This window comes from uncultured Hymenobacter sp., from assembly GCF_964242765.1.
Lineage (GTDB): Bacteria > Bacteroidota > Bacteroidia > Cytophagales > Hymenobacteraceae > Hymenobacter.
Window position 1 is genome coordinate 1 of record NZ_CAXTBM010000003.1, and the last position, 20,990, is coordinate 20,990.

Below are 20,990 nucleotides of genomic sequence, written 5' to 3' on the forward strand. Positions count from 1 at the left end.
CCGACACAGCATTTTACCTGTCGCGCGGCGGCGGGCAGCAAGACAAGTTGCCTCAACGTGTAAGTAGCCAACTGGCCAGAGCAAAGCCCCAGCTACGCGTTGTAACTGGGGCTTTAACGGAAAAGAATGGGCTCAACCTGAGTGTTTAGCCATGAAACATCGGCTCGTCGGCGGAGGGGCCGTAGATGGCGGGTACGGGCACATCGAGGAGGCGCAGGTAGACGCTCAGCTGGCCGCGGTGGTGCGCCATGTGGCTGATGAGGTGGCGGATGATTTCGGCGCGGGTCTGGCGCAGCAGCACTTGTTCGCCTTGGCGCAGCGTCCAGATTTGCTCGAAGTCGTCGGGTGTAGCCGCCATGAGAGCGGCCCGATTAGCGGCGCCGTTGGCATCAAGGTGCTGAAGGAGTTCTGAGTTGGTTGTAGCAGGCTGGGCCTCTTGGTCGGTGAAGTAGGATAAGTCTATTTCAGTGGTCTTGAGAGTGTTTTCGATGCCACCCATCAGGTCGGTGATGTGCGAGGCCAAGTGCCCAAGCGTCATCGACTTAGGATGAGGCTGCCAGTTGAACTGCGCGTCGGGAACGCGCGCCAGCACGCGGCGGGTGGTTTGCAGCTCGTCGTCGAGTTCAACTATCAGGCTTTGGGCGAGGGGGGCTAGCGTGTCGGTCAGCATAACGGAATGGGGTTTCGGTGAATGATATCCCAAACCTACCAGCCACCTATGACAGCCCTATGTCAGTAGGAAATGCGACCAGCGTATTTTTTTCAATAGTTCTGTTTGGAAACGATGCCACACGATGCAGAGGGAAAGCTCACCTAGCTGTTTTCCCCTACCAAGTCGTACGTGCCCTATTCTTTCCCGAAACACTCATAAGCAAGCTGCGCTAGTTGGCGCAGTTGCTGGTGCAAAGTGGGCGGCGATACTATGCTAACGTGGCCGGGGAAGAGCAGCAGCCAGCGCGCTAGGTAATCGAGGCGACCCGTCAGGAAGGTGATTTCCAGCCCGCCGTCGGGCAAAGCTTGCTCGTGGGCCCAGCCAAAATAGTGCTTATTTTCCTCTACATGAGCCAAAGCCTGCGGGGCGAAGCGCACCACGGCGGGGTACTGCTGCCGCTGCTCGGCGAGTTGCTGCCAATAGGAGTGCAGCGTTTCGGGGCGGGGCGCAAACTGCTCGTCGCGGAGGTGAAGCTGGGCAATCCGGTCGAGACGGAAGTCGCGGTACTCTTGGCGCAAGCGGCAGAACGCCACCACATGCCAGTACTGCCCGAAATACACCCCAATCGGCTCGACGTCGCGCTGGCTGGGCGCGGCCTGGTAGCCGGCCCGGTAATCCAGCGAAACCACTTGCCGGTTGGCAATGCCCGTGAGCAGCAACTGATGAGTATTGGGCGCCAACGGCACAGCAACCCGTTGCGAGCGGTTGGGCAGAATGGTGATGCGCGGACTCAGTTCTTCGAGATAATCCCGGTCGGGGCGGCGCAGCACGGCGCGAAGCTTGTCCATGGCCCCGCGACTAAGCTGGGCGGTGTGCGCATCGGTGAGTTGCACCACCAGCTTTTCGGCGGTGATAAGGGCCGTGGCTTCTTCGCGGGTGAACATGACGGGTGGCAGCCGGTAACCATCGGCCAGGGAATAGCCCACGCCTGCTTCGCCACACAGCGGCACGCCCGCTTCTTCCAGAGTGCGCAGGTCGCGGTAGATGGTGCGCAAGCTCACGCCAAACCGCTCGGACAAGTCTTGCCCCTTCACCACGCGGCGAGCCTGCAACTGCACCAAAATGGCGGTAATCCGGTCGAAACGATTCATAAACTCAGAAAAATAGCCATTGCCGGCCAGTTGAGGCAGCAATGGCTATGCCGTGGTAACCGACGGGGGCGGTGGGCGCAGCAGCTCAGTGCTAGGCCTTAGCTGGCATCAGCTTGGATATTGGTTACCGAAAAGCCCGCCGCCTCCAACGTTTCTTGAATGCCATCTGCGCCCGGGTTGGCAGCTTGGCTAACGGCTACTTCCACCTCGCCCTGGTCGATGCGGTCGACTAGCAGCCCCAAGCTCGTAAGCTGCTCACGCACCTCACTGATGCGCTCGGGCGTGTTCAGATCGGCTATCTGCACTGTGTAGCGGAGCAGTTGGGTAGGATTGATGTCGGGACTGGAAGAAGTCATGGGGCTGGTCGTTTTGGTGAGAAGGAGAGGGTGACGGGAGCGTTTCGGCGCTGCCGGTGCTAAGCAACCTGCTGCGACGCCGCAACAGCGGCTGGTGGCGTTGCCGCGGTTATGGCAGTAGCGGCTTTGATGTTGCCCGCCGCGTCGCAGTAGCAAACTACGTATTCAAGCTGCGAATCCCTAGCGATAAGAGAATAGTCGAAGTAAGGACTGCACGCATTGCGCGCTACGCACTGCCAAGCCTGTTGGTGCTGGCGGCGGTAAACGTACGCAAAACAACCGGGTACACATTCGAAATCGAGGCGCCGGCCGGCCGGCACCAAGTGGAGTTGCAGCGCCGCAGACGGCACGTTCGTAGGAGTGAGCATAGGGGTTAGGTTGGTGGTAGGAGCAGGAACAAGACGCCCGAAACGAAACGCATGGGCACTACTATAAACGATAGGCGCCAGGTATTTGAATCCCGGATTTCTACGGGTTTCTGCGTGGGTAAACCCTGATTTTACTGGGTTGGAAAGCATACTACCCAGGATGGTAGCGCGGGGGGCGTCAACGGAAAATAGGGCGGAGAGGCCAGAGCCGCCAACCCTCCGAAGTGCATTACCAAGCCCGTGAGCCCCGAATCTGCGCGTGCGGGCACTCGGCAAGGTTTCCGCGGCTGAAGAGCTACGGTGCAGCTCCCGCTTCTCTGCGTTGCTTATAGGCTGCCAAAAGCCTTGCCGGTGCGCTAAACGAGGATCAGGCACTCATCGTACGTAGACTAAACCCTGATTGAACTAATCACCAAACTGCTATGGCAAACGACCAAAAATACGCCCTCATAACCGGGGCAACCAGCGGGATTGGCCACGAACTGGCCAAGCTTCTCGCGCAGGACCACTACAATCTCGTGCTGGTAGCCCGCAACGAACACGAACTGGAAAGCACCGCCGCCGAATTTCGAGCGCAGTACGGAGTGGAAGTGCTGCCTATTGCCCGGGACTTGTTTCAGCGGGAAGCGCCATTTCAAGTATATGAGCAAGTGAGCGGCCAAGGCATTCAGATAGATGTACTCGTAAACAATGCTGGCCAGGGGCAGTATGGCGAGTTCGTGGAAACGGATATTTACCGGGAGCTGGACATTGTTCAACTCAACATCGGGGCCTACGTGATATTAACCAAGTGCTTCCTGAAAGAAATGGTGGCCCGCGGCGACGGCAAGATTTTGCAGGTGTCGAGCATTGGGGGAGAACTGCCAGGGCCGCTTCAGGCGGTGTACCACGGCACCAAGGCCTTTATTACGTCGTTTACGGAAGCCATTCGGGAGGAAACCAAAAACTCGGGGGTAACCATTACGGCCCTGCTCCCCGGCGTTACCGATACCGATTTCTTCAACAAAGCCGACATGACGCAGTCGAAGCTAGTAGCTGAAGGCAGCAAAGCCGACCCCGCCGAAGTGGCCAAAGACGGCTACGAGGCGCTGCTAGCTGGCAAAGACAAAGTCATTTCCGGCCTGAAAAACAAAGCCATGGTTTACGCCAGCAACCTAATGCCCGACGATATGGTGGCCGCCAACATGCACCAGCAAGGCAAACCCGTGGATGAAAGCAAGTAGTGTTGCTTTAACTCAACTAATTGAAAAAGGCTCTGGCAATTGCCAGAGCCTTTTTTGCTGCCCGTCTAAGGCTACAAGCCCCAGAAGTTAGCAAGCAAGTTGCCTGCCCAATTGAAGAGCGTAGGGAGTGACTAAAGCCCTGATCATCTAGCCCGTGCCCCCAAGCTAACTGCTAGGATTTACTCCGCCTGTAAGCCAACGGCGCCGACCTAGTTTTGGGGGAGAGGGGCAACAAAAAAGGTGACCTAACAGGTCACCTTTTTGCAGCTTATATTCTCGCTGTATTAGCAATACTAGCGGCGAGTTGTGGTGTCGTCGTCGTCGTAGGTAGTGCCCGTCGTGTTGGTAGTGCCCGTAGTACCGGTGGTGCCTTCGATGCGCTCAATGTCTACTTCGGTTTTGCGCACCGTATCGTGGATAGTTTCCTCACGCTCGGTTACTTCTTTGCCGAGGGTTACTTCTTCTACCACGCGGGCTTCTTTGCCTACTACGGCACGCTCAGCACTTTCCGTGATTTCGATTTCGCCTTCTTTGAAGGTATTGAAATCAGCTTCCGTTGCCGGGCGGTTCACTGGGTTACGCTGCACGGTTACGTGCTCTTCGCGCAACCGCACGCTAGCTTCTACGGGGCGCTCGATGATGCGGCTGCGCAGACGAGCACCGCCCGTTTGCTCTACCCGCTTGCCTACTTGCAAGTTTTCTTCGATAACCTTGGCCGACATTGCTCCTTCAGTGGTAGCAGCGGCTTCCGAAGCACCGGTGTAAGCCTGACCACCAGTGGACTGGTAGCCCGACTGGGCAGCGCGGTCATCTACGTCGATAGCACCGGCGGCATCCAAGATTTCGGCGGCACGCTGCGCGTTTTCAGCTGAATGAGCGTGTACCGTTACAATAGAACCCGTAGAGCGGGCTACGTGCGAGTAACGCTGCGTATCATCGTAGTCGTCGCCGCCGAACAGGTTGCTAAAGAAGTTACCGATACCGTCGCCGGTGCGGCCTGCTGCATCAGCAACGCCTTCAGTAGCCGTACCGCTCGTATTGCTGTAGTTGCTTGAATCTGAACCCGAATTGGATTGGGCATTGCGCGTAGATACGTCTACGTGGTCTAAGTTGAAGCCTGCGGCCTGAAGTTGCTGTGCGGCGTTCTGCGCTTCGGCAGCTGTGTCGAAAATTCCTACTACTGTCTGGCTCATAGCTTTTTTGGAGATTAGTGAACAATTAAAGGGTTTGGTTATGGGAATTGGGAAGGGAAGACGTTGTGTTGTCTGGCGCTATGCGCTCAACTTGTATTTGCTCGCTACGAAGAGTTACGCGCTGCGTTTCTTGCGTTTGAACTTGATGCTTGGTTACGCGCAACTCCTCCACAAGGAGTAGGCGTTTTACCATCACTTCGCGCACCACCGGAATTACCAACGTGTCACCTTCGTAGCGCATAGCCGGGGCGGTAGCCTCGTCAGCCACGTACTGGTTGCGCGGCACACGCTCTACATTCACTTCTTCGTGTTGCAAAGCAAGGTCGATGGCTTCCTCGTGCTCGTGCACAATTTTGGACAAGCGCACCCGGCCGCTTTCCACCATTTCGCGGTGAACAACAGTATGCTCCTCGATTACTGGCACCACCAAAGGAGTGGTCAGAGAAGGGGTAGGGAGCCGGCCAGAGGCGTCGGCGGAGAAGGAGTCGGTTGTGGTATCCATTTGGATCAAACTATACGCCGAGTCAAATGGTGAGTTTCAAGTATTTTATATGTTATTTTTGTTAGCTAAAACGTAGAGACAGGACTTATTTTATATATATAAAGCGTTATGTTTAAGCTAAAAACAGGTGATAAAGCAACGCAGAAGTTGTTTTTTACCAGTCAACCTTAACAATAAAAAATTTGCTTATTTCAAGATAAGTGAGTGCTAACTCCGGTTCTTGCTGCGTATAAAAAATTAGGGCTTAACATATACTGCCTCAACACGTAAGAATCAGGTCGCAATTCCGGCATCAACAGGCCCGCAACGAGTCACCCGCCTGACTTCACGGCTGAGGTAGTTGCCGGCTCTAACACAGGGCAACCCAGCACCAGCCAGCGCGCACTCGAAACAAAAACGAGCAGCGTAGAAGAGCACTTACTGAAACTTTCAGTGAGCTAGGTTCGCAGCATTCAGATGCTTCCTTAATACCGGCAAAGCCCTCAACGGCTAATTTCGTTGAGGGCTTGTACCGTTTGAAAGCGAAGTTGAGAGAGGTTGAAGCGTACCAACCTACCTCTTCGTAACAGCCAGCCGTTACTCGGCTACGCTTAGATAAATCCGGAAAGTGGTGCCAACACCAACCGTGCTATCGACCTTGATGTGGCCGCCGGCTTGCTGCACAATGCGCTTGACGAGGTAGAGGCCCATGCCGGAGCCGGCTACGTGGTCGTGGAACCGGCGGAACATCTTGAATAGGTCGTCGCCGTAGCGCGCCATGTCCAGCCCGAGGCCATTGTCTTGCACGACCAGCACGGGGGTGCCGTTTTTTGTTGTTTCACTGCTAACGCGCACAACGGGCTTGCGGTCGGGGTGGGCGTATTTGAGCGCATTGCTGAGCAGATTGTAGAGGATGCTTTGCAGGTTGAGTTGAGCGAAACGGACGGTGGGCACGGCGTTGAAATCCAACTCGAACTCGGCTTCGGCCGCGTCTACTTGGCTCTGCATGCTTTGAATTACGCCGCTGGTGAGCGGAAGCAACGCCACCGGTTCGAGGGGCGCCTCATCGTTGCGGCGCTCCACGTGCACCACCTCTGCCAGGCCCTGAATCGTGCTGTGAATCTGGTTGAGGGCGCCTTCAAACATTTCCACTAGCTGCTCGGCCTCGGGGTCGTGGAACGTGGCGCTGCGCTTAAGCTCCTCGAACACGCCCGCCAGGTTGTTAACCGGCTGCCGCAGGTCGTGCGAGGCCGTGTAGACGAAATTGTCGAGGTCTTGGTTGATGCGGGTAAGCTGCTCGTTGGTGAAAGCTAATTCGGCGTTGGCCAGCTCGCTTTGCTGGTTGGCAGTGCGCAAATCTTTGTTGGTAGTGGCCAGCTTCTGGCTGGCAAGCCGCAAGGCATGCTCGGCCATCTTGCGCTCATGAATATCCACTACGGCCCCCACAAAGCCTTCGTATTCGCCCGCGGAGTTGAATTTTGGCTGGCCCATGTCGGCAAACCAACGGTACGTGCCGTCTTTGCTTTTGAGGCGGTAAACGTAGTTAAACGGTACCTGCCGGGCGTTCGAATCCTGAAAGACCGTGCGGGCTGGGGCGGCCTCGTCGGGATGAACTGCATCGAGCCAGCCAAAATTCAGGGCCTGCGCTTCGGTTTGGCCGCTGTAGTCGTACCACTGCTGATTGAGGTAGGTGCAGCGGCCATCGGGCAGGGTCACCCAGATAACAACGGGCACTCGGTCGGCCATCACGCGGAAATACTGCTCGCTCTCCAGCAGTGCCTGTTCCAGGCGTTTCTGGTCGTGAATGTCGGTATCGGCCCCAAACCACCTGATAATTACGCCCTGGTCGTTGCGCAAAGGCGTGGCCCGCACCAGAAACCAGCGGTAGGCGCCCGCCGCGCTGCGCAACCGGGTTTCTATCTGGTAGGGCTTCCCATTTTGCAACGCCGCCGCCCACTGCTCTTGCACGACGGGCAGGTCGTCGGGGTGAATTGCTTGTTGCCAGCCAATGCCTTGCGCTTTTTCGGGCGTGCTGCCCGTGTAGTCGTACCACTGCTGGTTGAAGTACTCGGTTGCGCCAGCGGGAGAACTGGCCCATACCAGGTGCGGAATCGTGTTGGTTAGGGTTTCAAAGGCGCGGGCGCTTTGGGCTTCTTGCTGCCGGGCTTGCACCTGCTCGGTTACGTCGAAGGCAAACACCAATACACCGTCGATGACCCCTTCGGCGTTGTAGCGCGCCTGCTGGATATAATTGAAATAAACCGTTTTTGGCGGGCTGCCATCCCGGGGCTGCACCGAAAACGGCAGGGCTTTCTCTTCATGAGTTACACCGGTTTCGTACACCTGGCGCAACGTATGCAAGGCCGTATGATCAGCCAGTTCTGGCAGGGCCGTTTCCAGCGGTCTGCCGAGCAACCGGCGGTGCGGAAACAGCTGCTGGTAGGTTGGATTAACTAACTCAAACACAAAGTCAGGACCTTCCAGAACACAGATAGCGGCCGGGGCCTGCATGAAAAAGCGTTCTAGACGGGCCCGTTGCCGCTCGGCTTCCTGCTGTGCCAACTCCAACTCTCGGGTTCGTTGCTGCACCCTCGACTCTAGTTCCTGATTGAGAATTTGGAGTTCCTGCTGGGTGGTGGAAAGTTGGGTGTTGCTGGCCAGAAACTCTTCGTTGGAAGCGTGCAGTTCTTCGTTGGCGGTTGCCAATTCCTCGACGGCAGTTTGCAGCTCCACTTCGCCTTGTTCCAACTGCTGGCGGGCCAGCACCTGCTCGGTTACATCGTAGGCAAAAATAAGTATGCCCTCGACCCGCCCCGCCGCGTTGCGAATGGCTTGATAAATAAAATTGAAGTAGTAGGAAAAAAGTTGCCCCGTGTTGTCCCGGTCGATGTAAGCCACCTGTTCCCGGCCGTGGTAGGTGTCGCCGGTGCGGTACACTGAGTCGAGCAGTTGGAAAAAATTTTGGCCTCGCAACTCAGGCATTCCCTCCCGAATAGTTTTGCCTAGCAAGGGCCGCGTGCCTACCAGTTGCTGAAAGCTCAGATTAACCAGCTCAAACACATGCTCGGGGCCGGTTAGGGTAGCAATAGCGGCCGGCGCTTGCATAAGCAAGGCATGCAGGCGCTTGCGTTGCACGTCGGCGTCGGCGAGGGCTTGCTCCAGCGTTAGGGTGGTGGTGTCGAGTTGCTGCTGAAGAGCCAGCAGAGCGGTGGCATTGTCGGAGGGCACTGCCGGGGGGCTGGGAGCAGCCACGGGCTCCACGGAAAGCAGAACGTAAAGCAGCTGGCCCTGGGCGTCGAACAAGGGGCTGTGCGTGAAGCGCTGGTGCAGTAGGGCGCCGTGAGTGGGCAGGCCACTGGGTGGCAACAGGGTTTGGGGCTGACTGGTAGTGCGCACCCGCTCCAGCAACTCAGTTAAGTGCGCGGCCAGATCAGGGTGGTTGGGCCAAACGGCCATCAGACTACCGCCCACCAAGGTTTCGGGCGGGCGTTCCACTAATGCGGCAAAGCCGGCTGAACATTCTGCTACCATTCCATCCGGGTTCAACAACAAATAGTTGCCGGGCAAGGAGCGAAATATGTGCTGATAATCCGGTGATGAAAACACAATAGACAGGAGTAGGTGAGCGGCTTTAAGCACGAAGCCAATAGGACCTGGGTGGGAGACACAAGCTCATCGGATACAAGAAAGTACTTCTCTGTAAGCAGAAAGGTTATTGCCCAACTCACCAGAAGGCACCAAGAAACTCCTGATTTCCTAGGTTTTAGCAGCTGTTTTCAGCACTGAAGCAATTGAAGCAAAGAGTCCGTCGGGCAGCCAGCCAGGAACTCACCGAGCCTGCCGCGCCGGATTGAAAGGCCGCCTCTGGTTTCAATTGCTACGGCTCGGTGGGGGAGAAGCACAGCATGACGGCCCGTTTACTACCCGTCTCTATTCCCTCCTAAAGCAGGCGTCAAAACCTCAGGGCCAGCGTCCGGATGCAACCCAGTAAGCTGCGGGAGGCAACATGGCGCCTGCGACCATCGTCGCTTTAGGCGCCATGGGCTAGTACCTCGCCCGCGTCAATAGGCGGGCCGTCAACTTGCCGAGCAATAAGCTCAACGCTGTAACAAAAGACCCCGGCAGCTAGCGTCAGGGCCTTTCCTGATTTTATGGACTAAGACAAAGAACCGGAAACATGCGCGCCTAATCAGCGTTAGCCAACTTGCTGAACCTCTCCCACCAAGCCTTCTTTCTTTATTGCCGTCGAGCCATGGCCACACACGTTGAACCTCTAGAGCAAGTTACGTTTCACAATTCCTTCGTGGAAGAACTGCGCGGCGAGGTAGCCCCCGATAAGCTGCCGCGTCAAGTACCCGGCTACCACTATTCCCGCGTAGACCCCACGCCCGTGCCCGATCCGCATCTGCTGGCTTGGTCCGATGATTTGGGCGCTTATCTGGGATTGCACCGCCCGCCCGAGCGCGGCCCCGCCGTGGAGGCGCTGGCCGGCAACCGCGTGACGGACACCATGAAGCCGTTTGCCGCCCGGTATGGCGGACACCAGTTTGGTAGCTGGGCCGGCCAGCTCGGCGACGGGCGGGCTATTTCGCTGGGCGAAGTAACGGCCGCCGACAATTCCACCTGGGAAATCCAACTCAAAGGGGCCGGCCCCACGCCGTACTCGCGCCGCGCCGATGGCCGGGCCGTACTGCGCTCCTCGGTGCGGGAGTTTCTGTGCAGCGAAGCCATGCACTATTTGGGCGTGCCCACCACGCGGGCCTTGAGTTTGGTAGGCACCGGCGACTTGGTTGTGCGCGACATGTTTTACAACGGCAACCCCCGGCCCGAGCCTGGAGCCGTAGTGGCGCGGGTGGCCCCCACCTTTATCCGGTTCGGTAATTTCCAGCTGATGACGGCCACCGGCGAAATAGACAACCTGCGCGCCTTGATTGATTACGTGATTCGCCACCATTACCCCGAACTCGGGGAGCCGAGTCCGGAAGTGTACCTGCGCTGGTTCGAGGAAGTGTGCCGGCGCACCGCCGTCATGATTGCGTACTGGATGTCGGTGGGCTTCGTGCACGGCGTAATGAACACCGACAACATGTCCATCCTCGGCCTCACCATCGACTACGGGCCCTACGGCTGGCTGGAACCCTACGACCCCGACTGGACGCCCAACACCACCGACTTCAGCAGCCGGCGCTACGCGTTCGGGCAGCAGCCCCACGTTGGGCTCTGGAACCTGTACCAACTAGCGCGGGCGCTGGCCCCCGTCGTGGTGAACGTGGAGGGCTTGAACCAGGGCCTCGACCAATACCGCGCTACCCTAGCTGCCACCCAGCACCAGATGATGCTGCGCAAGCTCGGCCTGACTCCGCAAGCCGAGGAAGAAGACCGTGCCCTGGTTGAGAATCTGCACGAAGCCCTGGCCGAGGCGCAGGTGGACATGACCCTGTTTTTCCGGCGTCTCTCGCACGTGGCATTCAGCTTGGTAGCAAATCCTGGCAACGAAAACGGTTTGTTTCAGGACTTGTTAACGGCGGCGGGCTATGCGGAATTAGGCGGACCGCAGCAGCCTTTACTTGCCTGGCTCCACCGCTACAGCAGCCGGCTCCGGCAGGAGTCTGCCGGCCCCGAAGCTATTCGGGAGGGCATGCTGCGCGTGAATCCTAAGTACGTGCTGCGCAATTACCTCGCGCAGCAGGCCATTGAAGGGGCCGAAGCCGGCGACCTTTCCTTCCTGAACCGCCTGATGGATGTGCTGAAAACTCCCTACGACGAACAGCCCGAGCACGACGACCTAGCCGCCAAGCGCCCCGTTTGGGCCAGTGACAAGCCCGGCTGCGCCACGCTTTCGTGCAGCTCGTAACGCAGCGCCTGCCCAACCAGAACGCTGTCATTCCGCGCATCAAGCGGCGAGAGGAATCTGAGTTAGTTCGTTGAACGTATTTTCCTCAGATTCCTCTCGCCGCTTGATGCGCGGAATGTCGGAATGACAACGTCAGGATTGATAGTAGTACTACAAGAACATGTGTAGAGACGCCACACTTGGCGTCTCGTCGTTGAACGACTGGTTTGAACGACCAATCGTGCAGTCTAAACAACCTCAGCAACAACGAGACGCCAAGTAGGACGGCTCATCATTCGTGCGCCGGCCTGAAAAGCGTAAAGCCGTGCTATATTTCCAGCGGGGAGAAAATTACGTGGTGAAAACCCTACCTAATTCCAGCTGGCTATGTGGCGTGTATTGATACTCTGGATAAGCGCCGTGTTGTTAGCGCAACCTAGCACGGCGCAGCAGCAACGCGCCGACTTGCTGATCCGCAATGGCCGCGTGCTCGATGGCACCGGTAACGCCTGGTTCTACGCCGATGTGGCGGTGCGAGCCGGCCGCATTCTGGCCGTGGGCCGGCTCCCCAAAGACTACCCCGCCGATACCGTGCTCGACGCCCGCGGCCTGATTGTGGCGCCCGGCTTTATCGACGTGCACACCCACATCGAAGACGACGAAGTGCGCCAGCCCACCGCCGACAACTTCCTCTACGACGGCGTCACGACGGTCGTAACCGGCAACTGCGGTTCCTCACGCCCCGACTTGCGCCGCTACTTCAGCTTCCTCGATAGCCTGCACCTTTCCGTGAATGTGGCCTCACTGATTGGGCACGGCACGGTGCGCAAGGTGGTAATGGGCCGCGCCAACCGAACTCCGACCCAAGTGGAGCTAGCCCAGATGGAAGCCTTGGTGGAGCAAGCTATGCAGGCCGGCGCGGTGGGCATGTCGTCGGGCCTGATTTACATACCCGGCACCTACACCCGCACACCGGAGTTGGTGCGCCTAGCCCGCATGGCCGGCCGGTACCGCGGCCTCTACGCCACCCACATGCGCAACGAGGGCGACAGTGTGAGACAAGCCATTCAAGAAGCCTTGTTGATCGGGCGCGAAGCCAACCTGCCCGTGGAAATTTCGCACCTCAAGCTCGGTGGCCAGCAGAACTGGGGCCACGCCGCCGACCTGCTAACGCTCCTGGAAACGGCCCGCCAAAGCGGCCAGGAAGTGACCATCGACCAGTATCCCTACACCGCCAGCTCCACCTCCCTGAGCACCCTGCTCCCCGACGCCGTGCAAGCCGACGGCCGCGACTCCCTGCAAGCCCGCTTGGCCCGTCCCGCTGTGCGAGCCGCCGTGGAGGCCGCCATGGTAAAACGCCTGCGTGAAAAGAAGCTGCGCCACTTCGGCTACGCCGTGGTGGCCAGCTTCCCGCCCGACCCGAGCTACAACGGCCTCAGCATCGAAGCCATCAACCAGCGCAAGGGCCGGCAACACAAAGCCCGCGCCGAAGCAGCTACCATCCTGGACTTGGTGTTGCAGCACGACGCGGGCATGGTGTTTCACGGCATGGCAGAGCCCGATGTGCAGCAAATCATGCGCTACCCTTTCAATATGGTGGCCTCCGACGCCAGCATTCGGGTGTGGCAGGAGGGCGTGCCGCACCCCCGCGGCTACGGCTCCAACGCCCGGGTGCTCGGCCACTACGTGCGCGAACTGCACGTCATTAGCCTGGAAGAAGCAGTGCGCCGCATGACCTCGCTGCCCGCCCAAACCTTCGGCCTCACCGACCGGGGCCTGCTCCGCCCCGGCTTGGCTGCCGATCTGGTAGTATTCGACCCCAAAGAGGTGGCCGAGCGGTCCACTTTCACGCAGCCGCACCAGTACAGCGTGGGCATGCGCTACGTGCTCGTCAACGGCCAGCTCACCGTCCGCGAAGGCCAGCACACCAAGCGCAGGGCCGGCCAAGTGCTCTACGGCCCCGGCCGCCAGTAAGTGGTTTCGCAGTCGTTATACTACGTAATAGCGACGTCATGCCGAGCGAAATGCAGGGGAGTCGGAGCATCTCTACTGCTTCGTTGCGGCAGTGAAAAGGGCTTGCCACGCCGCCAAGACGCCTCGATTTGGCCGGCGGTTTCGCGGACGCCAAACTAGCCTGCCTGGTATTGTAGTGAAGTTTTGAGGGTGTAACAGGCTCTTCCTAATAAGGGCCAAAAAGAATAAATGTGGAATTTCGCGCCATGAAGTATAGCTCCCCTGAACTGCGGACCGTGGAGGTGACGCGGTATGTGAAACCCTTGCGCGAGGGCGGCTCGTTGCCGGGCTTGGTGGAGGCCGAGGACGAGTTTTTGTACGTACTCAAATTCCGGGGCGCCGGCCAAGGAGCGAAGGCGCTTATTGCCGAACTCCTGGCCGGTGAGCTGGCACGGGCGTTGGGCTTGCGAGTACCGGAAATCGTGTTCATCACCCTCAACGAAGCCTTTGGCCGCACCGAGCCCGACGAGGAAATTCAAGATTTGCTGCGCGCCAGCGAAGGGCTCAACCTGGCGCTGCACTACCTGTCCGGGGCCATTACCTTCGATGCCTTGGTAACCACCGTGGAGCCCCGGCTGGCCTCCCAAATTGTGTGGCTGGATTGCCTGGTGACCAACGTTGACCGCACGCCGCGCAACACCAACATGCTGATGTGGCACAAGGAATTGTGGCTGATCGACCACGGCGCGGCCTTCTATTTTCACCATGCCTGGCAGAACGTGCAGGAACAGGCCCGCCGCCCGTTCACCCAAATCAAAGACCACGTGCTGCTACCCCAGGCCACCGAGCTAGCCACAGTCGATGCCGAGTTCCGAGCTATTCTGACGCCGGAGCGCATCCGGGCCATTGTGGCGCTGATTCCCGATGAATGGCTGATGGGTGATTCGCCGTTCGAGTCGGTGGACGAGCACCGGCAAGCCTATGTTCAGTTTTTAGAGACCCGCCTCGCGGCGTCCGAAATCTTTGTTGATGCCGCGCAGCATGCCAGAAAAGCACTTGTTTGAGTATGCCGTTATTCGGGTGATGCCCCGGGTGGAGCGCGAAGAGTTTCTGAACGTCGGCGTTATTGTGTACTGCGCCGGGCAAAACTTTCTGCAAACGAAATTCGAGCTGAACGAAGCGCGGCTGCAAGTATTCGCCCGCGACGTAGACCTGCCGGAGCTGCACGAGCGGCTGCGGGCTTTCGAGCGGATTTGCGCGGGCCGCAAAGAGGGCGGCACCATCGGGCAATTGCCCCTGGCCTCGCGTTTTCGCTGGCTCACGGCTACCCGCAGCACCGTTGTGCAAACTTCGCCGGTGCATCCTGGCCTGTGCCTCGATGCCGCCGATACGCTGGCGCGGCTGCACGCGCAACTGGTGCAGTAGCGAAACGATGGAGGGCCTACTGGCGGTGGGTCCTACCTTTGCCCGATGCATACCCTCGAACAGCTCCGCACCGGGCAACTGGCCGGCATCCAACGCCTCGATTTATCGGGTCACCTAACCGAGTTTCCAACCGAGATTTTCAGCTTGGCCGACTCTCTGGAAATTCTGAATCTGTCGGGCAACGCTTTGTCAACGCTGCCCGACGACCTGCCCCGGCTGCACAACTTGCGCGTGCTGTTCTGCTCCGACAACCAGTTCACCTCGGTGCCCGAAGTGCTGGGCCAGTGCCCGCAGCTTGGCATGGTGGGCTTCAAAGCCAACCAGATTCACACGCTGCCCGCTGCGGCCCTGACCCCGGCGTTGCGCTGGCTGATTCTCACCGACAACCAGCTCCGCGAACTGCCCGAGGAAATAGGCGCGTGCACGGCTATGCAAAAGCTTATGCTGGCTGGCAACCAATTGCGGCACCTGCCGGAGTCGATGGCAGCTCTTACCAACTTAGAGTTGTTGCGCATCGCCGACAATCAGTTCACTGAGTTGCCGGCGTGGCTGCTCGCCCTGCCGCGGCTGTCGTGGCTGGCGTATGCGGGCAACCCATTCAGCGCATCGGCCGAAGCAGCCGCAGTAGCTTCCACTACCACCAACAGCATAGCCTGGCGTAGCCTGAGCATGCAGCAGAAGCTGGGCGAAGGCGCGTCGGGAATGATTTATCAGGCGCAGTGGCAGCGCCCCGCTGGTGTCTTGCAGCCAGTGGCCGTCAAGCTTTTCAAGGGTGCCCGCACCAGCGACGGCTTGCCCGGCAGCGAAATGGCCGCCTGCCTGAGCGCCGGCCTGCACCCCAACCTGATTGCGGTGGAAGGCAAAGTCAGCAACCACCCGAACGGTACCGACGGACTGGTATTGCAACTCATAGCGCCCGAATTCCGCAACCTCGGCGGCCCGCCTAGCCTGGCCTCCTGCACCCGCGACGTTTACGCGGCTGGTACCAGCTTCTCCTTGGACGTGGTGCTGCGCATCGCCCGCAGTATTGCCAGTGCTGCGCAGCACCTGCACAGCCGCGGCATTATGCACGGCGACTTATACGCCCACAACATCCTCACCACCGCTGCCGGCCAGTGCCTGCTCGGGGACTTCGGGGCTGCCTGTTTTTTCAGCCCCGACGAGCCGGAAATAGCCCTGGCGTTGCAGCGCCTGGAGGTGCGGGCCTTTGCCTGCCTGCTCGAAGATCTGCTGACGCACTGCGCCGAGCCCGATACTTCCGCTACGGTGCAGGCACTCCAGAATTTGCAGCAGCAATGCGCGCAGCCAGCAGTTTTAACCCGGCCGCTGTTCACGGAAATCCAAGCGGCGCTAGCCGGATTGCAGTAGAACGATTGTAGAGACGCCACACTTGGCGTCTCGTCGTTGCTGAGGTTGCTTAAGAGGTAAGAGGAGCGGCACCGGTCGTTCAACGGCGAGACGCCAGGTGTGGCGTCTCTACAATCGTTCTGGTGGACGGGAACTCAACGGGGTTTAAAGCCAGACAGCAGCGACAGTACTATGAATAGTCCGTCGCCGCTGTCTGGCTTCTACTTCTTCTAATTTCTATTTGAAATACTGCGCGTACTGGGCGGGCATGGCATCAATTTCCTTGATCAGGATGTTCTTGTAGAACACCTCGGCGGCTTCGCTTTGCAGCTGGATTTTGCCGTGCGTAAGCGGCTTGCGCTGACCCTTTACCACGTACCCCGAATTATTAACGGCCAATACCACGTGGCCATTCACAAGGTGCACGCTCTTGCCGTTGACGTGGATTAATTCCAGCTCATTCCACTGGCCGTTGGGCACTTCATAGTTGGCTGCGGCTTGGCAAAAACCGGGACCTCCGTTGCCTAACGTCACGGGGGCCGCTTTGGGGTCGTACTTCAGAACATCTTTTGCCGCGGGGCCTTTGGTGGCTTTTATATCCGCCGTAGAATTGGCGATGCACCAGAAGTCGCCCATGGCGTTGCCAGCGGCGTATTCGGATACCTGAAACTCCTGGCTGAGCATCCAGCTGTGCCAGTAGTCCACGCCGCACTCGCCCTGGCTGTTGTAGAGGATGCCGCTGTCGAGGGGTTCGTCGAGGCGGGGTATCCACTTTTTGCTGCCCCATTTCACTTTCAGCTTCAGATCGTAGTTGCTGAAATCCTGCTTGGTGAACACGCAGCCGTATATCTCACCGCTGATGCGCAGCACCGGCTCGCCGTCCTGCATCACCACCGAGAATACGTTCGCCTCGTTTTTGTCGTAGCCAATGGGCGCTATCGGTTTGCCTTGGGCATCGGTGGGCACCTGGCCTTTGTAGCCGACTTGGTGCCGGTAGCTCTCGTAGTTGCGCCACTTGCTTAGGCTCTTGTCGAGCAAAGGCACCCAGGTATCGGGCGCTTTCGACGAAGTAGAGGTAAAGAGAAGGGTGGCGCCGAGCACCAGGGCAGTACATGTTTTCATCGCTGGAAAGGAATTGTGGCGGCTAAATCTAACGATAAGCTGCTTATGGCTAGCCGCGCACCAGCGAGGTTGGCATCTGGCGGCCGGGAGTTAATTTTGCCCGCTCGGTTTGCTTGCTGCTTTAGCTGAAGTAGCGGGCTGTATCTGCCACTAATAGCTCATGACTACACCCCAACTGATTGCCTTCGACGCCGACGACACGCTGTGGCCCAACCAGCCCCATTTCGATCAGGCCGAGGCTGAGCTTTCCGCCTTGCTTACCCATTATGCCGATGCCGAAACGTTATCCAGCCGTTTCAACGAAGTGCACCGCCAGAACATGCACCTGTTTGGGTACGGGGCCAAGTCGTTTATGCTTTGCATGATTGAAACCGTGATTCAGCTCACCGAAGGCAGCGTAACGGGCACCGAAATCCAACAAATTATCGACAGCGGCAAGCAGCTGCTCAGCTTTTCCATCGAGTTGCTCCCGCATGTAGAAGCCGTGCTGAGTGAACTCAAAGAGCGCGGCGTGCCTTTGATGCTGCTCACCAAAGGCGACCTGTTCGACCAGGAAAGCAAGCTGGCCCGCTCCGGCCTCGGGGATTATTTCGATTACGTGGAAATCGTGAGCGAGAAAAACGAGGCCACTTACCGCCGCATCCTGAGCCGCTACCAAGTGCAGCCCCAAGACTTTATGATGATCGGCAATTCCCTGAAATCCGACGTGGTGCCCGTTGCCAAACTAGGGGCGCGGGCTATTTACGTGCCCTTCTACACCACTTGGATTCACGAGCGAGTCTCTGCCGAAGAAGTTGCGCAACTCTCTTTCCACGAAGTTGCGTCCCTCAAAGAAGTGTTAGCCTACGTGTCCTGACAGCACAATAAGGCTGCCGGAAATGGCTTGTGCCGTTCAGGCAACACTAGTGCACTGCTTCGGCCAGTTGCCCTTCCGGTACCGTAATTGGCGTCGTGATTTGTTTGCGGCCAACCAGCAAAATAAGCAGCGCCAAAACGGAGGCACCCGCCATGACGGCCACCATCGGCACGGCCGTATGATTGTTGAATACGCTCACGGCCACCGACGCCAGGGCGCCCAGGCCCATGCGGATAGCACCTAGAAGGGCCGAAGCGCTGCCCGCGTTTTTCTCAAACGGCGCCAACGACAAGGCCGACGTATTGGGGCTGCTGAAGCCGAGGCAACACAGAAAAACGAATAGCAGCGCAATTGTGCCTGCTAAGCCAATCCAGCCGTTGAGGGTGAGTACAAGGAACACCAGGCTGGTCAGTACCTGGCAAATCAGGGCGGTGTAAACCAATTGCTCGTTGGAATAGCGCTGTAGCAACGCGCTGTTCACCTGGCTCGAGCCGATAAGCCCGACCGAGAGAAAGGCGAAGATCCAACCGTAGGTCTTGCCGTCAACCCCGAAAATGTCCATGAACACCAGCGGCGAATCGGCCACGTAGGCGAAGAGCCCGCAGAACGCCATGGCGCCCGTGAAGGTGTAGGTGTAGAACTGCGGCTCCCGCAGCACCGACCAGAAACCAGTCAGGATGGGCAGCGGCTTCAAGGACAGGGTGGTGTCGGGGGTGTAGGTGTCGGGCAGCCACAGCACGCAGGCGGCCAGCATAGCAGCGCCCATAAAGGCGAGGGTGATGAAAACTCCCTGCCAGCCAAAGGCTTCCGTGACGTAGCCGCCGATGGTGGGGGCCAGCATGGGCGAGAGGCCCACGATCAGCATCAAGGTCGCGAATACCTTGGCGCTGTCCTTCACCGGAAACAAGTCGCGCACCATGGCCACCGAGGCCACGCCCGCGGCGCAGCTCCCAACGGCTTGCACCAACCGAAGCGCAATCAGGCCGTCAATGGTGTGAATAAGTGCGCAGCCAACCGAGGCTGCAATGTAAACCACCAGTCCAATGTAGAGCGGCTTTTTCCGGCCGAATCGGTCGAGCAGCGGACCGTAGAGGAGCTGGCCCGCCGAAATGCCAACAAAAAAGCTAGACAGCGAAAGGGCCACCCGGGCCGCCGTGGTATGTAGGTCTTGGGCAATGGCCGGAAAGCCCGGCAGGTACATATCAATGGAAAAAGGACCTATTGCCGTGAGGCTCCCTAGAATCAGAATGAGGGAAATATATTTTTGCTTGGACATGAATTCTACTACGAGCTTGTTTTGCGCCGTTACCGGTTTGCACCAAAGGTGGCTCAACACATAAGTTGGCGCGGACGGAAACCTGGCGCGCTAATACACATTAGGCGAAGTGAGGGTACGCAAGAACGAGCGCACAGTCTGAAAAAAACCAACGAAAATCTGGCTGAGTGGCTTCAAAAGTTTGGGGTAAAGGCGTCATCCTCACCGCGCTGACGCAGCTTACGCGCACAACGATGCGCGCCGCCAAGCCAGGCGCAAACCAGGTGCGTGCCTGACCGCACTACCGAAACCCACGAACAAGCACCCGCCAAGAAGCTCATCGGTGCGGAGTTGCCGTGCGCCACTAGGCCGAAGGGTAGTGCGCCTAGCGTATCCTACCGGGCAACTCAAGCACGGTTGAGCTAGCTGGGGCGTCGGCTATTAAAGAGCTTTAATAGCCGGGTTGAAAGGTTCATACTTTTCCGCTAGGGCTGCGTATCAAGGCCCATACGCCCGAAACCCTTGCTGATGGATGAGAAACCTAAACTAGAATTGCCCTTTTATGCTAAAGCGCCTTTGGTGCTGCTGGGCCTGGCCTTACTTGTGCTAACGATTTACCTCGCCGGCGACATCCTGTTTCCACTTTTCTTCGCCGCTATCTTCGCTATTCTGCTGCTCCCAATCGAGCAGTGGCTGCTACGCCGCCGGGTGCCGGAGTTACTGGCCATTACCCTGACGGTGCTCTTGGGGGTAGCTGTTTTGCTGGGTATTCTCTACTTTATTTACCTGCAAGCCGGGGAATTGGCTACGCAGATGCCGCTCTTCAAAACCAAGCTACTGCAAACCCAGCGGCAGCTAGTGGGCTGGCTCGATGCCCGTTTCGGAATCACCAATGAGCGCCTTCTGGGGTGGTTGCAGCAGGCCACGAGCCGCGCTACAGCCCTGGCCGGGCAGGCCCTCTCCACCGTATCGGGGTTGCTGGTGGTGTCTACGCTGGTGCCGGTGTATATCTTTTTGCTGCTTTTGTATCGGGAGCGGCTGGTCAACTTCGTCATCCAGGTTTTTTCGGGGCGCCGGCATGATCCGGAAGTGGAAGAAGTGCTCCACGAAAGCAAAAGCACCATCCAGAGCTACATGACGGGCCTGCTGATTGAAGGGGCCATTGTAGCAACGCTCAACGTAACCGGGCTGCTGATACTGGGCATCCCGTATGCTTTGTTGCTGGGCGTATTAGGGGCCTTGCTGAACTTTATCCCTTACGTGGGCGGCCTGATTGCCATTTTGTTGCCCGTGCTGATGGCTTTTATAACCAAAGACGGTTACATCTATCCGCTCGGGGTGGTGGGGGTCTACATGCTGATTCAGTTCATTGACAACAACCTGTTGGTGCCGCGCATTGTGGCGGGCAAGGTGCAGGTGAATGCCTTAGCCGCCGTGGTGGGGGTGCTGGTCGGCAACGCTATTGGCGGCATTCCGGGCATGTTCCTGGCGCTGCCCGGCATGGCCATCCTTAAGATCGTCTTCGACCGAATAGAGGCGCTCAAGCCTTGGGGTATGCTGCTCGGCGACGACGACCGTCCGCGCAAAGTCAAAGAAAAGGACAGTAAAAAGGTGCTGACGTAGAAGGGAAACAGCGCCTTGTCATTTTCTGGCTCTTGGTAGGTGCAACGGGATAGAAGCAACTCGACAAATAAACATGCAAGCCCCAACGGGTCGGCACCTACTATAATTGGTGACGGCCCGTTGGGGCTTTGTCTGTGGCAGGGCCCGAACTT

General features: G+C 58.3%; 17 protein-coding genes. 8 read left to right on the forward strand and 9 right to left on the reverse strand.

Annotation, left to right across the window (positions count from 1 at the left end; translation table 11 throughout):
• Positions 1–145 precede the first annotated feature (145 nt).
• From ACFE7X_RS01810 to ACFE7X_RS01825, 4 genes are all read right to left on the reverse strand, one after another.
• Positions 146–670, reverse strand: a complete 525-nt coding sequence (locus ACFE7X_RS01810; protein ID WP_375433946.1) for a DinB family protein — start codon at positions 668–670, stop codon at positions 146–148.
• 176 nt (positions 671–846) lie between these two features.
• Complete coding sequence (locus ACFE7X_RS01815) at positions 847–1,803, reverse strand: helix-turn-helix transcriptional regulator (protein ID WP_375433947.1); 957 nt, start codon at positions 1,801–1,803, stop codon at positions 847–849.
• A gap of 98 nt (positions 1,804–1,901) precedes the next feature.
• Positions 1,902–2,159, reverse strand: coding sequence for a hypothetical protein (locus tag ACFE7X_RS01820; protein WP_375433948.1), 258 nt, complete (start codon positions 2,157–2,159; stop codon positions 1,902–1,904).
• Between the two features lie 59 nt (positions 2,160–2,218).
• Positions 2,219–2,527 (reverse strand): hypothetical protein, encoded by a 309-nt coding sequence (locus ACFE7X_RS01825; protein ID WP_375433949.1) that lies wholly within the window; start codon positions 2,525–2,527, stop codon positions 2,219–2,221.
• A 422-nt stretch (positions 2,528–2,949) separates the two neighbouring features.
• Between ACFE7X_RS01825 and ACFE7X_RS01830 the strand changes: the two genes are divergently transcribed.
• Positions 2,950–3,750, forward strand: coding sequence for an SDR family NAD(P)-dependent oxidoreductase (locus ACFE7X_RS01830; RefSeq protein ID WP_375433950.1), 801 nt, complete (start codon positions 2,950–2,952; stop codon positions 3,748–3,750).
• Positions 3,751–4,043: 293 nt separating this feature from the next.
• Here ACFE7X_RS01830 and ACFE7X_RS01835 read toward each other — a convergent pair whose 3' ends face one another.
• From ACFE7X_RS01835 to ACFE7X_RS01845, 3 genes are all read right to left on the reverse strand, one after another.
• Positions 4,044–4,943, reverse strand: coding sequence for a YsnF/AvaK domain-containing protein (locus ACFE7X_RS01835; protein WP_375433951.1), 900 nt, complete (start codon positions 4,941–4,943; stop codon positions 4,044–4,046).
• 25 nt (positions 4,944–4,968) lie between these two features.
• Positions 4,969–5,445 carry a YsnF/AvaK domain-containing protein gene (locus ACFE7X_RS01840; RefSeq protein ID WP_375433952.1) on the reverse strand — a complete coding sequence of 159 codons (477 nt, stop codon included), beginning with the start codon at positions 5,443–5,445 and terminating at the stop codon, positions 4,969–4,971.
• Positions 5,446–6,021: 576 nt separating this feature from the next.
• On the reverse strand, positions 6,022–9,030 hold the full coding sequence (locus ACFE7X_RS01845) for a PAS domain S-box protein (protein ID WP_375433953.1): 3,009 nt from the start codon (positions 9,028–9,030) through the stop codon (positions 6,022–6,024).
• A gap of 646 nt (positions 9,031–9,676) precedes the next feature.
• Between ACFE7X_RS01845 and ACFE7X_RS01850 the strand changes: the two genes are divergently transcribed.
• From ACFE7X_RS01850 to ACFE7X_RS01870, 5 genes are all read left to right on the forward strand, one after another.
• On the forward strand, positions 9,677–11,278 hold the full coding sequence (locus ACFE7X_RS01850) for a YdiU family protein (protein ID WP_375433954.1): 1,602 nt from the start codon (positions 9,677–9,679) through the stop codon (positions 11,276–11,278).
• 366 nt (positions 11,279–11,644) lie between these two features.
• Positions 11,645–13,231 (forward strand): amidohydrolase family protein, encoded by a 1,587-nt coding sequence (locus ACFE7X_RS01855; protein ID WP_375433955.1) that lies wholly within the window; start codon positions 11,645–11,647, stop codon positions 13,229–13,231.
• Between the two features lie 245 nt (positions 13,232–13,476).
• On the forward strand, positions 13,477–14,274 hold the full coding sequence (locus tag ACFE7X_RS01860) for a HipA family kinase (RefSeq protein ID WP_375433956.1): 798 nt from the start codon (positions 13,477–13,479) through the stop codon (positions 14,272–14,274).
• A complete protein-coding gene (locus ACFE7X_RS01865; RefSeq protein WP_375433957.1) occupies positions 14,252–14,635 on the forward strand; it encodes a DUF3037 domain-containing protein in 384 nt (127 codons plus the stop codon). The genes ACFE7X_RS01860 and ACFE7X_RS01865 overlap by 23 nt, the downstream gene beginning before the upstream one ends.
• 45 nt (positions 14,636–14,680) lie before the next feature.
• Positions 14,681–16,003: a leucine-rich repeat-containing protein kinase family protein gene (locus ACFE7X_RS01870; RefSeq protein ID WP_375433958.1), complete on the forward strand. Its 1,323-nt coding sequence runs from the start codon at positions 14,681–14,683 to the stop codon at positions 16,001–16,003.
• 216 nt (positions 16,004–16,219) lie between these two features.
• Here ACFE7X_RS01870 and ACFE7X_RS01875 read toward each other — a convergent pair whose 3' ends face one another.
• On the reverse strand, positions 16,220–17,104 hold the full coding sequence (locus ACFE7X_RS01875) for a DUF1080 domain-containing protein (RefSeq protein ID WP_375433959.1): 885 nt from the start codon (positions 17,102–17,104) through the stop codon (positions 16,220–16,222).
• A 160-nt stretch (positions 17,105–17,264) separates the two neighbouring features.
• On the opposite strand from ACFE7X_RS01875, the gene ACFE7X_RS01880 reads away from it, so the two are divergent.
• Positions 17,265–17,960, forward strand: a complete 696-nt coding sequence (locus ACFE7X_RS01880) for an HAD family hydrolase (RefSeq protein WP_375433960.1) — start codon at positions 17,265–17,267, stop codon at positions 17,958–17,960.
• Positions 17,961–18,006: 46 nt separating this feature from the next.
• Here ACFE7X_RS01880 and ACFE7X_RS01885 read toward each other — a convergent pair whose 3' ends face one another.
• Positions 18,007–19,236, reverse strand: coding sequence for a multidrug effflux MFS transporter (locus ACFE7X_RS01885; RefSeq protein WP_375433961.1), 1,230 nt, complete (start codon positions 19,234–19,236; stop codon positions 18,007–18,009).
• A 507-nt stretch (positions 19,237–19,743) separates the two neighbouring features.
• On the opposite strand from ACFE7X_RS01885, the gene ACFE7X_RS01890 reads away from it, so the two are divergent.
• The gene (locus tag ACFE7X_RS01890) at positions 19,744–20,838 is read left to right on the forward strand and encodes an AI-2E family transporter (RefSeq protein WP_375433962.1); all 1,095 of its coding nucleotides are present in this window, start codon (positions 19,744–19,746) and stop codon (positions 20,836–20,838) included.
• Positions 20,839–20,990: the final 152 nt, after the last annotated feature.

What these genes read in the sequence shown, in the direction of transcription:
- ACFE7X_RS01855 (WP_375433955.1), top strand. Translation starts at nt 11,645, where the DNA reads ATGTGGCGTGTATTGATACTCTGGATAAGCGCCGTGTTGTTAGCGCAA.
- ACFE7X_RS01885 (WP_375433961.1), bottom strand. Translation starts at nt 19,236, where the DNA reads ATGTCCAAGCAAAAATATATTTCCCTCATTCTGATTCTAGGGAGCCTC.
- ACFE7X_RS01890 (WP_375433962.1), top strand. Translation starts at nt 19,744, where the DNA reads ATGGATGAGAAACCTAAACTAGAATTGCCCTTTTATGCTAAAGCGCCT.
- ACFE7X_RS01835 (WP_375433951.1), bottom strand. Translation starts at nt 4,943, where the DNA reads ATGAGCCAGACAGTAGTAGGAATTTTCGACACAGCTGCCGAAGCGCAG.
- ACFE7X_RS01820 (WP_375433948.1), bottom strand. Translation starts at nt 2,159, where the DNA reads ATGACTTCTTCCAGTCCCGACATCAATCCTACCCAACTGCTCCGCTAC.
- ACFE7X_RS01865 (WP_375433957.1), top strand. Translation starts at nt 14,252, where the DNA reads ATGCCAGAAAAGCACTTGTTTGAGTATGCCGTTATTCGGGTGATGCCC.
- ACFE7X_RS01840 (WP_375433952.1), bottom strand. Translation starts at nt 5,445, where the DNA reads ATGGATACCACAACCGACTCCTTCTCCGCCGACGCCTCTGGCCGGCTC.
- ACFE7X_RS01830 (WP_375433950.1), top strand. Translation starts at nt 2,950, where the DNA reads ATGGCAAACGACCAAAAATACGCCCTCATAACCGGGGCAACCAGCGGG.
- ACFE7X_RS01880 (WP_375433960.1), top strand. Translation starts at nt 17,265, where the DNA reads ATGACTACACCCCAACTGATTGCCTTCGACGCCGACGACACGCTGTGG.
- ACFE7X_RS01815 (WP_375433947.1), bottom strand. Translation starts at nt 1,803, where the DNA reads ATGAATCGTTTCGACCGGATTACCGCCATTTTGGTGCAGTTGCAGGCT.
- ACFE7X_RS01850 (WP_375433954.1), top strand. Translation starts at nt 9,677, where the DNA reads ATGGCCACACACGTTGAACCTCTAGAGCAAGTTACGTTTCACAATTCC.
- ACFE7X_RS01860 (WP_375433956.1), top strand. Translation starts at nt 13,477, where the DNA reads ATGAAGTATAGCTCCCCTGAACTGCGGACCGTGGAGGTGACGCGGTAT.
- ACFE7X_RS01870 (WP_375433958.1), top strand. Translation starts at nt 14,681, where the DNA reads ATGCATACCCTCGAACAGCTCCGCACCGGGCAACTGGCCGGCATCCAA.
- ACFE7X_RS01875 (WP_375433959.1), bottom strand. Translation starts at nt 17,104, where the DNA reads ATGAAAACATGTACTGCCCTGGTGCTCGGCGCCACCCTTCTCTTTACC.
- ACFE7X_RS01825 (WP_375433949.1), bottom strand. Translation starts at nt 2,527, where the DNA reads ATGCTCACTCCTACGAACGTGCCGTCTGCGGCGCTGCAACTCCACTTG.
- ACFE7X_RS01810 (WP_375433946.1), bottom strand. Translation starts at nt 670, where the DNA reads ATGCTGACCGACACGCTAGCCCCCCTCGCCCAAAGCCTGATAGTTGAA.